Here is a 15841-nt window from a genome sequence, read left to right as displayed (position 1 = left end):
GCAGGTCTTGCGCCCGGCGTGACACAGGCGGCGGTCGGCGTCATGCTCGACCGCATGCTGTCCTCGTTCAGGAGAACTCCCCATGAATTCCTCGACCTACCCTGCCGCCCAGCACGTCATGGTGCTGTACACCGGCGGCACCATCGGCATGCAGGCCAGCGCCAATGGCCTGGCCCCGGCGTCCGGTTTCGAAGCGCGGATGCGCGACTACCTGCACAGCCAGCCTGAGCTGGTCGTACCGCAGTGGCGCTTTCGCGAGATGTCGCCGCTGATCGACAGCGCCAACATGACCCCGGCCTACTGGCAGCAACTGCGTGAAGCAGTCGTCGACGCGGTCGATGTGCAAGGCTGCGACAGCGTACTGATCCTGCACGGCACCGACACCCTGGCCTACAGCGCCGCCGCCATGAGCTTCCAGTTGCTCGGCCTGCATGCCCGCGTGTGCTTCACCGGTTCGATGTTACCGGCCGGCGTCACCGACAGCGACGCCTGGGAAAACCTCAGCGGTGCGCTGGTCGCCCTCGGCCAAGGCCTGGCGCCGGGTGTACACCTTTATTTCCACGGCGAACTGCTGGCGCCGACCCGTTGCGCGAAAGTGCGCAGCTTCGGCCGTCATCCGTTCAAACGCCTGGAGCGTCAGGGCGGCGACCTGAAGGCCACGTCCCTGCCGGCAGCGCTGAACTACAACCAGCCCAAGCAACTGGCCAAGGTGGCGGTATTGCCGCTGTTCCCGGGCATCGGCGCCGAGATCATCGACGGCCTGCTCGACAGCGGCATTCAGGGTCTGGTGCTGGAGTGCTACGGCAGCGGCACCGGGCCGAGCGACAATCCGGAGTTCCTCGCCAGCCTTGGCCGGGCGCGGAACAACGGTGTCGTGGTGGTTGCGGTCACGCAGTGCCATGAAGGCGGTGTTGAGCTGGATGTCTACGAGGCGGGCAGCCGCTTGCGTGGCGTTGGCGTGCTGTCCGGTGGCGGCATGACCCGTGAGGCGGCGTTCGGCAAGTTGAACGGACTGCTTGGTGCGGGTCTTGAGACAGCTGAAGTGCGGCGACTGGTCGAACTCGACTTGTGCGGCGAGCTCATCTGATCGCAACAAGCTGTGGGAGCACCTCTGCTCCCACAGCCCGGCATGCAACTTGCTGCCGTTTCCAGCATCCCAAGGCTGGAAGTTCGCGATGCTCCACTCCCACCTCACCACCCTCAACGCTGTCTCCCTGGTGCTCAACACCTTCAGGGATCAAGGCCTGTCCAGCGAAGCGCTGCTGGCCGGCAGCGGCATCAGCGCGGCGGATCTGAGCCGGGCCGACACCCGCATCACCACCAATCAGGAGATGCAGGTCTGCGCCAACGCGGTCGCGCTCAAACACGACATCGGTCTGGAGCTGGGCCGGCGCATGCATGTTTCCTGCTACGGCATCCTCGGTTACGCGCTGCTGACCTGTGCCACCTTCGGTGACGCTTTGCGCCTGGCGATCCGTTATCCGGCGCTGCTGGGAACACTTTTCGAGCTGAGCCTGGAAGATGACGGCGAGCGCGTCTGGTTTGTCGCCGCCGATTATCGCGAGAGCCCGGCGATGGCGGTGTTCAACGCGGAGTTCTGTCTGGTGTCGCTGAAAGTCATCTGCGACGACCTGCTCGGCCATCCGTTGCCATTGCTGGCTGCCCGCTTCGAACACAGCGCGCCAGACTATCGCGACAGCTATTCCGAACACTTCAAGGCGCCCCTGCACTTCGGCGCCAAGGACAACGCCTTCGCCTTCGACCGGCGCTGGCTCGACCAGCCGCTGCCGCTGGCCGACATCATCACCCACCAGGCCATGGCCGAACGCTGCCGCAAACAGAACACCGAGTTCACCGGCCGCCAGGCGTGGCTGGGGCGGATCCGCCAGTTGCTCAGCGCACAACTCAACGCCGCACCGGGGCTGGAAGGTCTGGCGCAACAGATGAACTGCTCGCCACGCACCTTGCGCCGGCATCTGAAGGACATGGGCTGCAGTTATCAGGAGCTGCTCGACGAGCTGCGTTTCGAGCGGGCCAAGCAGATGCTTTGCGAGGATCAGTTGCCGATCTACCGCATCGCCGAAACCCTCGGCTTCAGCGAGACCGCAAGCTTCCGCCATGCCTTCGTGCGCTGGAGCGGTGTGGCACCGAGTCAGTTCCGGCCACACGGTTAAACCGTCGAGGGGCGATATCAGGTCAGTATTTTTGGCCACATCGATCCCGTTTTGGCCTTTCTGGCCGTTCTCCGATTCGCCTCGCGCCGTAACACTGGAGCCAACCGAATCAGCCCCTGCGGAGAACAACAAATGCTGACGATCTACTCTGACGATCACCACCTGCACCATGGCCGCTGCGAATTGATCGACGGGCAACTCAAACCTTGCTTCGAGATGCCGTCGCGCGCCGACCACGTGCTGCAACGGGTGAAAAATCAAAACCTCGGCCCGGTCGAGGCGCCGAAGGATTTCGGCCTCGGGCCGATCGAGCGCATTCACAGCCGCGACTACCTCGACTTCTTCAAAGGCGCCTGGGCGCGCTGGACCGAATTCAACACCGACGGCGATTTGCTGCCCTACACCTGGCCGGCGCGCACCTTGCGCCAGGTCAAACCGACCAGCCTGCACGGCCAGCTCGGCTATTACAGCTTCGACGGCGGCGCACCGATCACCGCCGGCACCTGGCAAGCGGCGTACAGCGCGGCGCAAGTGGCACTGACCGCACAAGCGGAAATCCAGCGTGGCGCCCGTGGTGCCTTCGCCCTGTGCCGTCCACCGGGACACCACGCTGCCGGTGATTTGATGGGCGGTTATTGCTACCTCAACAATGCCGCCATCGCCGCGCAAGCGTTCCTCGATCAGGGCCACAAGAAGGTCGCTATCCTCGACGTCGACTACCACCACGGCAACGGCACCCAATCGATTTTCTACGAGCGCAGTGACGTGCTGTTCACCTCGATCCACGGCCATCCGGAAGCGGAATTCCCGTTCTTCCTCGGCTACGAAGACGAACGCGGCGAAGGCGCCGGTGAAGGCTTCAACTTCAACTATCCACTGCCGGCCGGTTCCGGTTGGGATGTCTGGAGTGCAGCGCTGGATCAGGCCTGCCAGGAGATTGACAACTACGGTGCCGACATCATCGTCGTGTCGCTGGGCGTCGACACCTTCAAGGACGACCCGATCTCGCAATTCAAACTCGACAGCCCGGATTACCTGGCGATGGGCAAACGCATCGCGGCCCTCGGCAAACCGACCCTGTTCGTCATGGAAGGTGGCTACGCGGTGGAAGAAATCGGCATCAACGCGGTGAACGTGCTCGAAGGTTTCGAACAATGAGCAGACTCAAGCACTTCATCGCGCCGGCGTTGTGCGCGGCGCTGCTGAGCAGCGGCGGCGGCGCTCATGCGGAAGAACGTACCCTGCGCGTCTACAACTGGTTCGACTACATCACTCCCAAGGCACTGGAAGATTTCAAGGCGCAGAACAGCCAGACCAAACTGGTCTACGACATCTTCGACACCAACGAAGCGCTGGAGGCCAAGCTGCTGACCGGCAACTCCGGCTATGACGTGGTGGTGCCGTCCAACGTGTTCCTCGCCAAGCAGATCGAGGCCGGGGTGTTCCAGCCGCTGGATCGCAGCCAGTTGCCGAACTGGAACCACCTCGACCCGAAACTGATGAAGCTGATCGAGGCCAACGACCCTGGCAACCAGTTCGCCGTGCCGTATATGTACGGCACTATCCTGATCGGCTTCAACCCGGCCAAGGTCAAGGCCGCGTTGGGTAACAACGCGCCGGTGGACAGCTGGGACCTGATCTTCAAGGAAGAGAACATCAGCAAGCTCAAGCAGTGCGGCGTGGCCCTGCTCGACTCGCCATCGGAGATTCTGCCGCTGGCCCTGCAACACCTCGGTCTGGATCCCAACAGCAAGAACCCGGCGGACTACGCCAAGGCTGAAGCGCTGTTGATGAAGATTCGCCCGTACGTGACCTACTTCCACTCGTCCAAGTACATGGCCGACATCGCCAACGGCGACATCTGCGTTGCCGTCGGCTATTCGGGCAGCTTCTCGCAAGCGGCCAACCGCGCCAAGGAAGCGAAGAATGGCGTGGTGGTGGACATGCGTCTGCCGAAAGAAGGCGCGCCGATCTGGTTCGACATGCTTGCCATCCCGAAAGGTGCGAAGAATCCGCAGGATGCCTACACCTTCATCAACTACCTGCTGCAACCTCAGGTGATTGCGCCGGTCAGCGATTTTGTCGGTTATCCGAACCCGAACAAGGACGCCACCGAACTTGTCGACCCGGCGATTCGCAACAACCCGAATCTGTACCCGACCGATGCGGCGATGAACACGCTCTACACCCTGCAACCGTTGCCGCGTGATGCGGAACGGGCGCGCACCCGGGCCTGGACCAAGATCAAGTCCGGCACCTGAAGCGCTGCGACCCAACCAGACCCGCAGCCGCGGGTCTTTTTTTGCCTGCAAGATCTATGTACCGCATCGCAGCGCGGCCAGGATTTTAGTGTCCGATTTTTCCCCGTGGACATGAACATGACTGAACCTGCCGCCGCCCCAGACGTTTCCCCTCCTTTGCTGAAACAGAGCCGGCTGGTCGAACTGACCGGCCAGGGCTACTCGCTGCATCAAGTCGCCTCGACGTTGTTGCGCGAAGGACTGAACAAAAGCTATCCCGACCAACACATCGATCCGGATCACTGCATGCTCGCGACACCTCTGCGCGAGACCGACACTTCACAGAGCACCGCCAGGGTCTTCGCCTTCGAGTCGCTGACCCATGCCTTCATCCAGCACTGCCTGCACAAGACCACAGCCGATTACATCGAAGGCGAGCACTTCCTGACCCGAACACCCAATGCAGTCCCTCCCACGCTTCTGCCGGTGAGCATGGACGACATCACTGCGCTGATGAACGACCTTGCACCTTTTCTGTTCCTCGAATATCAGCAGCGCCAGCTCGATTACTGGAACGAGTCCGCCAATGGCCAGCCACGCTGGCAAGAGCTGTCCGATCAGTTGTGCTCGGCGGCAAATGTGCAGTCCGCCAGCGGCTGGGACGCCGACGAGTGCGCATTCGCACGATTTGTCGCGCAGCATCCGGACCGGAGTGAGCGCTCGCCCGCAGCCAACGATTTCGTCGGACTGAAAGCCTGCCTGATGGACATCGAACTCGTCGACGGTGAGGACAGCACACACCTGCTTGTCGCCGGCGCTCTCGTGCTGACCGCCACCGTCAAAAAACGAAACCGGATCCTGATGTACACCGTTGCCGATGGCTATGAATCATTCGACTCGCTGACCGCGCTGGGAGAAACATTGCCGCAGCGACTCGATCCCCGGCTGTCCGATCGCTCCTTGAAATGGCGCCTGATCGAGCCCGAAGGAAACATCTTCGATGCCGTCGCCCAGGCGCAGATCAGCAACCAGCTCGGCGCGATCGAGGCACTGGATCCCGCCAGCCGGTCGATCAGTGCCCACGCCGGCTCCGGGCAGCAGCGCCGCAGTCGGTTCAGCCCACTTGAGCGGGCTCGACTCGACCAGCTGGAAGAGGCCATTCCCGACTGGTTACTCGATGGATCGGCGCATGACCTGCAGGACTACAGTCGCTACGTTGCCGAGCTCGGCACGTTGCGCAACGAAGCCGGGAATGGCGCGTTCAGGGAAGACGACATTCCCCTGATCAAACCCTACGCCGAACGCCGGATGCGTGAAGCGATCATTGCCGACGAAAGCGCTGAAGGCGCCGCCGACCTGCCTCTGGAACAGCTGCGAATCACGGTGACGAACAGCCTCGAAACCGGCGGCTTCACGCTGCCCAATCCATTTGATCAGGTACACGAAACCCTGGGTGAATTTGCCCTGCAAAACGCCACGCCCTACCAGGCCACGATCGCCTTCGACGATGGCCGAGCCGTACCTGACTGGTTGACGGTGGATTTTCTGACCGCCGTCGCGGAAAAGGTCGACATCGGTGGTCACTATCCGCAACTGATCAAACGCGCGCTGATCGATGATCCGATCCGTTCGACCGCGCACCGGACTCGCTATCTGCGCCAGCTGCCGACGCTTCTGCCGATGCTCGCGCTGGAGTGCAAACTCAGACGCCAGGGTGCAATCGATGAGCGTGGCTATAACTATGTCTGCCAGTTGATGGATGCCATCAACCGCAAACTGCCGGCGGCCGAACATCCGGTGACCATCCGGCCTCTGGCGTTCGTCCCGCGCCGCCGCTTGAGCCGGCGCTCGGACGTGGTCGCCAACATGTTCATCATTTGTCCGCGAGATCACGCACACGGTCCCTGTCTTTTGTACCGACCGCTGCTGGACACCCCATTGATGCAGTTCGCTTCGTTGCAGAACCTGATGTATGCGCTGTATCAGGCGGGCGAACTGCGCAATTCGGTACTCGCCTGGATGGGCAGCGCGGCCCTGAGTTTCGAGTACTCGCAATACGCCTTCCCGGTGGGTCTGCCCTCGCCGTGGATCGTCACTCAACTGGCCACGGAACCGTTCATGCATCTGGACCTGACCGGCCCGATCGAACTGGAAAATGCGCCGCTCGACGGCGACATCCTCGCTTCGCTGTACACGGCGAACAGTCAGGCACTGATCGAGCTTGCGAACCGTCAGTCACAGTCCAACCGTGAGCGCCGCTGGGCACTTCTGGCGGACAGCGGCTGGGCCATTTTCAGCGTCGCCGCAAACTTCATGAGCGGCGCAGCCGGCACCGCTGTCTGGGTCTGGCAGACCATCACGCAGATTCAGCAGGCGATTGATGCCCATGAACGCGACGACAATCTGGTGGCCTGGCAATCCACCGCCGACGTTCTGCTCACCCTCGGCATCATCATGACTCAGCACGCCGTGGTACGACGCAACCGCTCCTGGTCGCCGCGCCGGAGTAAATCGTACGAGTTCGAGCAAGGGACGCCGGAGAGCGTGGCGTCCGCGAGAACGCCGCAACCTGCGCCAGCGGTCGCGCCATCGGTCGTCCTCGATCCGCTGGTTGTCACCGGCGAAGTCCCTGCCGATCATTTCACTCAACTCGAACAGGGGACGCTGTTGCGATCTGGCACCAGCGCACGCTTCATCGCGATGCTCGACCGTTTCAGCATCGCCGCACCTGACTTGAGCGGCAAACGAGCCTCGTCGGTCACTCACCTCTACACCCTCGACGGCAAGACGTGCGTCCAGGTCGGCATGCGCTGGTTTGAAGTGATCGCCCGGCCAGGCGAGCCGGTTCACATCGTTGACCCGGCCGACCCACAGCGTATCGGCATGGCCCTGAAATACGACGAGACGGCCGGACAATGGCACTGGGACCCGAAACTGCGCTTGCGCGGCGGCATGCCGAGAAGCCGGATCGAGGCATTCCGTCGATCCAAAAAACAGATCATGGATGCAGCGTGGACTGAGCTGGAACAATTTGAAGCAGGCGAAACCGAAGCGAAAACACTGCTGCTGCGAGCACTGGTCGCCCTTCCACGGGATATCAGCGAAGCCGGATTCGAGCACTCCGCGTCCATTTATCTGGACCGCGCCACGAAGCTGGGCAATGACTACACCAAGGCCCTGGACCAACTCGAGATCTGGCGCGAGGCAGGGGGCGGCGGCTCGGTACACCAGGCCAAGCTGATGAGCCTTACTCTGGGTCAGCACCGCTGTTTTGGCTCGTGGCTGCGAGTGAAGATGCGGACTTATGCCAAGACCACGCAAATATTCGTCGACAGCGCAATCAACCAGACAGCGATACCGCGAAACAAACAGATCGAAATAGCCACCGTCGCCACCGCGATGAGCGACGAAATGATTGTCAGCCTGCAGACCCTGGACCGTTCGCTGCAGGTCTTGAACAGCCACTCGGTCAAGGCCAGAGAAGTGGCCACAAGACTGGAATTGCTGCTGCCGGACTTCAGCCCGCTCGATCTCAAGGCCAATGAAATCGGCATGTCCTACGAACGCTGTGTCGTGGAACAGCCGGGGGCCGCCATGAATGCCGCCCGTGTTGCCATCGGGATCATTACGGCCGCTGCCGCCGACGCCAGCCATGAGCTGATCCTGTTGAGCAAAACAGCGGTGACCGCAGACGGACAGCCAGCGCGTCTCGAACGCCTGTCGCAATGGAACGACCTCTTCGCCAGCCTCGGTGAACGCGTCGAACAGCTGCCTGCCGACCATCCCGGCCAGTTCGTCCAGGACAGACTCGACAGGGTTCGCGAGCTGATCGGCGAGTTCCACCTGCTGGCTCGCAATCGACTGACCACGGAACTGCCTGAACCTGAGGAACGACCGGCACCCGTCAAGTCCAGAGCGCAGCCCTCCACATCACAGTCCAAAGTGAAGGTCTCCAAGAGCCGCCCCCGCCCAGAGGTGGACGAGCAGGCTTCCACTGCCCCGGACGGCGACTCCAGCGCAGAGGTCCCGTTCGTCAAACTGTCCACTCGACGACCTGACCCGAAGATGCCCAAGGATGACGAGGACCTTCTTTCATCGGCCATCCAGCTTGAAGCGGACATCGACCGATTCAACAGGAAGACCCGCGAGGATGCCAAGCGACCAGGGCGCATTCCCGCCGACATCCGCGACATGTTCGAACAGCAAGTCGAGCGGCTCAAGCAAGCGGCCAATGACGTCGAAAGCGCTATCACCCGAAGAAAAAACGCCAGGAAGGATCCGTGGCCCGTCACCTCCCTCATCCCGAACCTGCGCGCGGGTGCCATCCGCACACAGGCCGAAGGCATAGCGGTCTATGCGACCATGCTTAAACACCGCAAACCTCGGGAAACCTATTTCCACTGGATGCACGACAACGGGCAGGTCAAGGTCAGCAAAGACCCTCGCGGGCGCATTCGTACCCGTTATCGCGGGGACTACTTTCAGGAGTATCGGATTCTCGACAGGAACAACGCTGACAAGCCGCTGTGGGTGGCGCACTTCCACTACGACCAGCTCGGGGATGCAGATGAGCTGTACACCACCGCCCACCTGAAACCGGCCGATGCCTATCTGCAGACGCTCGATGACAAAACGCGGCAGTCACTCAGCACCTTCGATGCCGTCGACAATGCACTACGGCGCATCGTCGATCCGCAGGTACGCGATCTGTTCCTGAAATCGCAGCCGCAGGCTCAACCGAAAGACGCTTAAGGGCGCCAGACTTCACGCAGACGGGCCAGAGCCGACTCGATCGCCGGCTCCGGCACCGCCGCAAAACCCAGCACCAGCCCGGCGCGCTGATCGATCGGGGTCGTCGAGTCCGGCAGCCAATACTTGCTCAGGCCGTGGACTTCCACTTCCACGCTGGCGGCCTGCTCAATCAGCTGTTGTTCGCGGGCCACGCTGTCGACCGCCACGGTGAGATGCAGTCCCGCTGACACCGCCGGCAGCTCACCCACGCCCGCCAATCCTTGCGGCCAACCGTTGATGAGGGCGTTACGCCGACTGAGGGCTGCCCGGCGCATCCGCCGGATGTGCCGCTGGAAATGCCCGGCCGCCATGAATTCGGCCATCACCGCTTGAGTGCTGACTTCCGAATGCCGGACATCCACCGCGCGCCGCTGCGCAAAGGCCTCGACCAGCCCCGGCGGCAACACCAGATAACCCAGACGCAGCGCCGGGAACGCGACTTTGCCGAAAGTGCCGACGTACAACACGCGACCCTGGCGATCGAGCGCAGCCAGCGGAGCCAGTGGCGCGCCGGTGTAGCGATATTCGCCGTCGTAGTCGTCCTCGACGATCCAGCCGCCGGTGCGCTCGGCCCAGGCCAGCAGTTCCAGACGTCGCGCCAGGCTCATCACCACACCGGTCGGGTATTGATGAGACGGCGTGACATAAGCCACCCGGCAATCTTCGGCGGCCGCCAGTGCCGCGCAGTCGATGCCCTCTTCGTCCACGGCAATACCGTGCAATCGACCGCCGGCCAAGGCGAACGCATGACCCGCTGCGCGATAGCCGGGATTCTCGATGCCCACCCCGGCGCCCGGCTCCACCAGCAACTGTGCACAAAGGCTGATTCCCTGTTGCGCGCCACTGGTGATCACAATTTGCTCAGCCGAGCACTGCATGCCGCGCGAACTGCGCAAATAAGCGGCGATCAGACCGCGCAGGCGCGCATCGCCCGCCGGGTCGCCGTAACACAGTTGCTGCAAATCGGGTTTGCGCCAGAACGCCGCGTTCAGCTTGGCCCAGACGTCGAACGGAAACAGATCAAACGCCGGAACACCGACCCGGAATGCTCGCGGCGGACCGCTCGGTGGCGTCGGTAAATGGTTCTGCTCAAGCCGCTGCAATGCACCGCTGTGGATAACTTTGCTGGATAAATCCCCAGTGGAATTGACCGAAATTGTGGATAAGGTTGTGGGTAAGCCTGTTGAAAACCCTGTGGATACTTTTGTGGATAATTTTTTCGCGGGCGCCACCGATTGCGGTAACTGCGCCACATAAGTGCCGTCCCCGACCCGGCCTTCAATGAAACCTTCGGCATACAGCTGATCGTAGGCGCGCACCACGCTGTTGCGGGAAATCCCCAGCGCCGCTGCCAGATCGCGGCTGGCCGGCAGGCGCGTGCCGCTGGCCAGGCGCCCGTCGAGCACCCGCAGGCGCAAGGCCTGGTAGAGCTGACGGCTCAGGCCTTTGCGGCGGTCGAGCTCGATACCGGCAGGGTTGAACGGCAGCGACAGCGTGGTCGAATCGGGCATGACAATGGACCTATGAAATTGGTCATCAATGGCTCTTACAACAGACCAATAGCCTGCCTACGATGCAGCCATTCGCCAAGGAAATTTTCTCCATGTACACGCCCCGCGCCTTTGCCATCGATGACCTGTCCCAACTGCACGAACTGATCCTCGCCACCCGCCTCGCCATTCTGGTGACCCATGGCGAACAAGGCTTGCAGGCCAGCCACGTGCCGGTGCTGCTGCATCGCGAACAAGGTCCGAACGGTACGCTGTACGGGCATCTGGCCAAGGCCAATCCGCAGTGGAAAGACCTGTGTGACGGCGCAGAAGCGATGCTGATTTTTCCCGGTGCCGATGCCTACGTCAGCCCGGGTTTTTACCCGAGCAAGGCCGAACACGGCAAAGTCGTGCCGACCTGGAACTACGTTGCCGTGCACGCTTACGGTCACGCCGAAACCTTCAGCGATGGCGGTCGCCTGCTGGACATCGTCAGCACCCTCACCGATCGCCATGAAGCGGGCCGCGCCCAGCCTTGGTCGGTTGACGATGCCCCGGCCGATTACATCGACGGCATGCTCAAGGCCATCGTCGGGTTCGCCATTCCGATCGACCGCCTCGAAGGCAAGCGCAAGCTCAGCCAGAACCGTAGCGTCGAAGATATCGCCGGCGTGCGCGAAGGCCTGGCCGCCAGCCCCGACATCAACGATCAAACCCTCGCTCACTTGATGCGTTAAGGAAATCACCATGAGTCAGATCGACATCCGTCCGGTCAGCGCCGCCGATCACGCGGCCTGGCTGCCGCTGTGGCAGGCCTACCTGCGCTTCTACAACACTGAATTGCCGGACGCCGTCAGCCAGAGCACCTGGCAGCGTTTTCTCGACCCGAACGAACCGACCCATGCCGCCCTCGCCTGGGCTGACGGCAAAGCGGTGGGCATGGTGCATTTCATCTACCATCGTTCGAACTGGAGCATCGAAAACTCCTGCTACCTGCAAGACCTGCTGGTGGAGCCGCAAACCCGTGGCACCGGCGTCGGTCGCCTGCTGATCGAACACGTCTACGCCACGGCCAAGGCCGACGGGTGCTGCAAGGTGCACTGGCTGACCCACGAAACCAACGCCACGGCGATCCAGCTCTACGAGCGCATCGCCGAGCGCCCGGGTTTCATCCAGTTTCGCAAAGCCATTTAAGGAGCCACGCGCATGACGATTTCTCTCGCTGACTGGAAAAGCGTGCCGCCACCCTCCACCACCCTGATCGAAGGCCGCTTCATCCGCCTGGAAAAACTCGACCCGGCACGCCACGGCGACGACCTGTTCAACGCCCTGCAAGGCCCCGGCGCCGACCCGAAACTCTGGGACTATTTGCCCTACGGCCCGTTTCCGGAGCGCAGCGCCTTCAATGACTGGCTAAACAATCACGCCGCCCACAGAGATCCGTATTTCTTCAGCGTCATCGACCGCGCCAGCGGCCAGGTGCAAGGCATCCTCAGCCTGATGTCGATCGTCCCGGCCCAGGGCCGCATCGAAATCGGCCACGTCACCTTCGGCGCCCCGATGCAGCGCTCGCCGAAAAGCACCGAGGCGGTCTACCTGCTGGCCAAAGAATCCTTCGCCCTCGGCTATCGCCGCCTCGAATGGAAATGCAACAACGGCAACGCCCGTTCCAAATACGCGGCCGAGCGGTTGGGCTTCAGCTTCGAAGGTGTGTTTCGCCAGCACATGGTTGTGAAAGGCCAGAACCGCGACACCGCGTGGTACTCGATTCTGGACTCGGAATGGCCGGCGATTGCGGCGGGGTTCGAACGCTGGTTGAGCGATGAGAATCAGGCGGCGGATGGGCAGGTGAAGGGGTTGGTTGAGTGCCGCGGTTGAACCAGTGAACGTAAAAGAGCGCAGCCTGTGGCATCTCGTTCAAGCGATGTCCAAGGCTGCGATTTCGACTCTTCGCCATCGTCGGATCTGCAATGAATTGCAGATGAACGTCCAAATCTGAGGCCTGAACTGCAAAAGAATGCACATAGTCCGTACATCATTCTGTAAAAACCCTCCGCTATACAGGACGCCCCGCTTATAACAAAAAGGACGTCCGCCCCATGCCCTTGCCGCCCCTGCGCCTGTCGTTTGCCATTGCCCTGTTGATCGCAACCAGCGCCGCCCACGGCAAGACCGTGCAGATCGACACCGCCACCACTGCAGCGCAGACACTGGGCGGCAGCGATACGCTGACCATTTCGGCGCCGGGCAGCATCACCAACAGTGGCAAGGCAGTGAGCCTGAAGGACAAGACCAGCGGGGCCGGTGTGATCATCGACAACGCCGGCAAGATCATCTCCTCCGGTGGCCGTGCCATCGACAGCAGCGGCGACCTGACCCAGGCGCGAAACTACGCCATCTATAACCGCAGCGGCGGGCAGATTCTCGGCTCCAACGACGCGATTCGCATCGACAGCAACTTCGTCAGCGGCAGCCTGCTGATCGACAACAGCGGCACCATTCGCTCGACCACAGGCCAAGGCCTGGATCTGGATGCGTTGCGCAGCGACGGGGTCAAAACCACGATCATCAACCGCGCGGGTGGGCTGATTCGTGGCGACGCCAGCGACGGCATGAAAACCGGCGCCAACGCGACCATCAGCAACTACGGCGAGATCTCCACCGGTGACTCGCACAACGCCGATCAGAAGTTCGACGGCATCGATATCGACACCGCGACCGGTGTCAGCGTGACCAACTACGGCGTGATTTCGGGCGGGCGCCATGGCATCACCACCGACCTGGGAGCGACGCTGGTCAACTACGGGCAAATCACCGGGCGCAACGGCTCCGGTTTCGGTTCCGATGGCGACGGCACGGTGATCAACCACGGCACGATCACTGGCGCCTATTCCGGTTTACAAGCCAATGGCGACGGCGACGGCGTGGACATCGACAAGATCGCCCACATTGAAAACTACGGCACCATCCAGGGCGTCGGCGCCGGCGGTGTGGACAAGGGTGGCTTCGCCAATGGCAGTGAAGGCATTGCGCTGGGCGGCGGCTATATCCTCAACGCCATGGATGCGCTGATCAGCGGCGCCAACAGCGCAATTCTGGTGGACGACGGCAGCGGTGGTTCTGGGCTGGCGGCCACCACGCTGGAGAACTTCGGCACCATCCAGGGCCTCGGCGGTTTCGGGGTGAAATTCGTCGGTGAGTTCGCCGACAACGTGATCAACGGTGGCACCGTCAGCGGCAGTAACGGGCTGGCGCTGGATCTGGGCGGCGGCAATGACAGCCTGACCCTGCGCAACGGCAGCCGCTTTGTCGGCGTGGTCGATGGCGGTAGCGGTTATGACCGCGTGGTAATGGACGACGCGGCGGGCGGCAGCTTCGGCGCGAGCCGCAACTTTGAATGGCTGGAAGTCAAACAAGGTGCCTGGACGCTCACCGGCAGCGGCGACTTCAGCGACGGTGGTGCCGTGCGCAACGGCGCCACGCTGATCAACCAGGGCGGTATCGCCGGCAACCTGACCGTGGACGCCGGTGGTGTGTATGCGGGTGGCGGTTCGGTAGGCAACCTCAACGTCAATGGCACGTTGCGCACCGACACCCGCCTCGGCACCGCGGCCATCGTGCACGACTTGAACATGGGCAGCGCATCCACCCTCGCCTATGGCGTCAATGCCGACGGCAGCAGCGCGCCGGTCCAGGTCGGCGGCACGGCCAACCTCAACGGCGCAACGCTGGCGGTCAATCCCGGCAGCGGCACTTATCCGTGGCAGAGCCATTACACAGTGCTGCAGGCAGCGCGGGTCAACGGCACGTTCGGCGCGGTCACCAGCGACTACGCGTTCCTCACGCCGACCCTCGCTTACACGCCAACGCAGGTCGACCTGACTTACACCCGCAATGACGTGGCGTTCAATGAATTCGCCGCCACCGGCAACGGCAGCAATGCCGCCAACAGCCTGGCCTCGATCGGCAAGAGCAATGCGTTGTACAACGCCTTGCTCAACACCACGCAATCCAGCGCGGGCGCAGCCATCGAGCAACTGGCCGGCGCCAGCAACGCCAACCTGACCAGCGCCACCCTCGGCGCCAGCAGCCAGGTCGGCAGCAGCATGCTCTCGGCGATGCAGCAAATGGGCGGCAGCCCAGGCTTGATGGTCGGCCTCGATCAGCGTGATACGCCGATCCTCGCCGCCAACGGCGTACCGTCCGAAGCACGAAACCTGAACGATCCGAACGCCCGGGGCCGGCTCTGGCTGCAGGCCATTGGCGGCTACGGCAAGCTCGATGGCGAACACGGCAGCAGCGGTCTGGAACAACGCACCAAGGGCAGCGTGCTCGGTGCCGACTGGTCACTGAATCCACAATGGCGTCTGGGCGTGCTCGGCGGCTATTCGAAGACTGACCTGGACGCCACCGGCTTCGACGGCAATGTCGAGAGCTGGCACGCCGGCGTTTATGCGCTGCATCAAAACGGTCCGATCGCCTTGCGCTTGGGCGCGGCGTACAGCGGTCATCAGGGCGAAAGCAAACGCACCATCGCGTTCAATGGTTTCAGCGATCGCCCCAAGGGTGATTACGACGCCGACAGCCAGCAAGCGTTCGCCGAACTCGGCTACGCCATGGGCAGCGGCCGACTCAGCGCCGAACCGTTCGCCAGCCTCGGCTACCAGCGCTATCACCGCGACCGCTATCAGGAAAAGGGTGGCGCCGCGGCTTTGCAGGTCGACAGTCAGACCCAGGACAACTTCAACAGCACCTTCGGTGTGCGCCTGGCGCACCTCAGCTCGCTGGACAATGGCATGAGCCTGACCCCGCGGATGGCCGCCGGCTGGAAGCACACCTACGGCGATGTCAGCAGCTCGACCCGTCAGGCATTTGTGGTCGGTGGCACGGCGTTCAGCGTCGATGGCAGCTCGCTGGATCGCGACAGCCTCGTACTCGAAGCAGGGCTGGATCTTGGCATTTCCGCGCGGCATACGCTGGGGCTGGGATACAGCGGCGAGATTGGCAGCAACAGCCGTAATCACGGGTTGATCGGGCAGTGGCAGATGAGTTTTTGAGATTTCGCCAATCCGGATTTCAGCGGGAGTTGTAGGTAAAGGCGTCTGGTCGATCGGGTAATCATGGCGGGTTCATTACCTGCCAGCGC

The 15841-nt window shown here is 62.4% G+C and carries 10 protein-coding genes; 9 read left to right on the top strand and 1 reads right to left on the bottom strand.

Going from position 1 to position 15841, the window contains the following annotated elements; genetic code table 11:
• The first annotated feature begins 82 nt into the window (after positions 1-82).
• From GQX66_RS22135 to GQX66_RS22115, 5 genes are all read left to right on the top strand, one after another.
• Positions 83-1087: an asparaginase gene (locus GQX66_RS22135; protein WP_240871440.1), complete on the top strand. Its 1005-nt coding sequence runs from the start codon at positions 83-85 to the stop codon at positions 1085-1087.
• An 88-nt stretch (positions 1088-1175) separates the two neighbouring features.
• Entirely contained in the window at positions 1176-2174 is a 999-nt protein-coding gene (locus tag GQX66_RS22130; protein WP_085747955.1) for an AraC family transcriptional regulator, read from the top strand.
• 132 nt (positions 2175-2306) lie between these two features.
• The gene (locus tag GQX66_RS22125) at positions 2307-3332 is read left to right on the top strand and encodes a histone deacetylase family protein (protein ID WP_007954279.1); all 1026 of its coding nucleotides are present in this window, start codon (positions 2307-2309) and stop codon (positions 3330-3332) included.
• The gene (locus tag GQX66_RS22120) at positions 3329-4435 is read left to right on the top strand and encodes a polyamine ABC transporter substrate-binding protein (protein ID WP_236190466.1); all 1107 of its coding nucleotides are present in this window, start codon (positions 3329-3331) and stop codon (positions 4433-4435) included. Before GQX66_RS22125 ends, GQX66_RS22120 begins: the two co-directional genes overlap by 4 nt.
• Before the next feature lie 117 nt (positions 4436-4552).
• The gene (locus GQX66_RS22115; protein WP_240871438.1) at positions 4553-9166 is read left to right on the top strand and encodes a DUF6543 domain-containing protein; all 4614 of its coding nucleotides are present in this window, start codon (positions 4553-4555) and stop codon (positions 9164-9166) included.
• On the opposite strand, the gene GQX66_RS22110 is transcribed toward GQX66_RS22115, so the two are convergent.
• Entirely contained in the window at positions 9163-10716 is a 1554-nt protein-coding gene (locus GQX66_RS22110) for a PLP-dependent aminotransferase family protein (RefSeq protein ID WP_102688440.1), read from the bottom strand. The two genes, GQX66_RS22115 and GQX66_RS22110, sit on opposite strands and share 4 nt — an antisense overlap.
• Positions 10717-10808: 92 nt before the next feature.
• Between GQX66_RS22110 and GQX66_RS22105 the strand changes: the two genes are divergently transcribed.
• The 4 genes from GQX66_RS22105 to GQX66_RS22090 all read left to right on the top strand — a co-directional run bounded on the left by GQX66_RS22105 (position 10809) and on the right by GQX66_RS22090 (position 15752).
• Positions 10809-11432: an FMN-binding negative transcriptional regulator gene (locus GQX66_RS22105; RefSeq protein ID WP_240871436.1), complete on the top strand. Its 624-nt coding sequence runs from the start codon at positions 10809-10811 to the stop codon at positions 11430-11432.
• A 10-nt stretch (positions 11433-11442) separates the two neighbouring features.
• The gene (locus tag GQX66_RS22100) at positions 11443-11889 is read left to right on the top strand and encodes a GNAT family N-acetyltransferase (RefSeq protein ID WP_011336633.1); all 447 of its coding nucleotides are present in this window, start codon (positions 11443-11445) and stop codon (positions 11887-11889) included.
• 12 nt (positions 11890-11901) lie between these two features.
• Positions 11902-12573 carry a GNAT family protein gene (locus GQX66_RS22095; protein ID WP_240871434.1) on the top strand — a complete coding sequence of 224 codons (672 nt, stop codon included), beginning with the start codon at positions 11902-11904 and terminating at the stop codon, positions 12571-12573.
• A 221-nt stretch (positions 12574-12794) separates the two neighbouring features.
• A complete protein-coding gene (locus tag GQX66_RS22090; protein WP_240871430.1) occupies positions 12795-15752 on the top strand; it encodes an autotransporter domain-containing protein in 2958 nt (985 codons plus the stop codon).
• Positions 15753-15841 lie beyond the last annotated feature (89 nt).

The organism is Pseudomonas sp. B707, assembly GCF_022496685.1.
GTDB lineage: Bacteria > Pseudomonadota > Gammaproteobacteria > Pseudomonadales > Pseudomonadaceae > Aquipseudomonas > Aquipseudomonas paraglycinae.
This window is presented reverse-complemented; position numbering and strand designations above follow the sequence as displayed.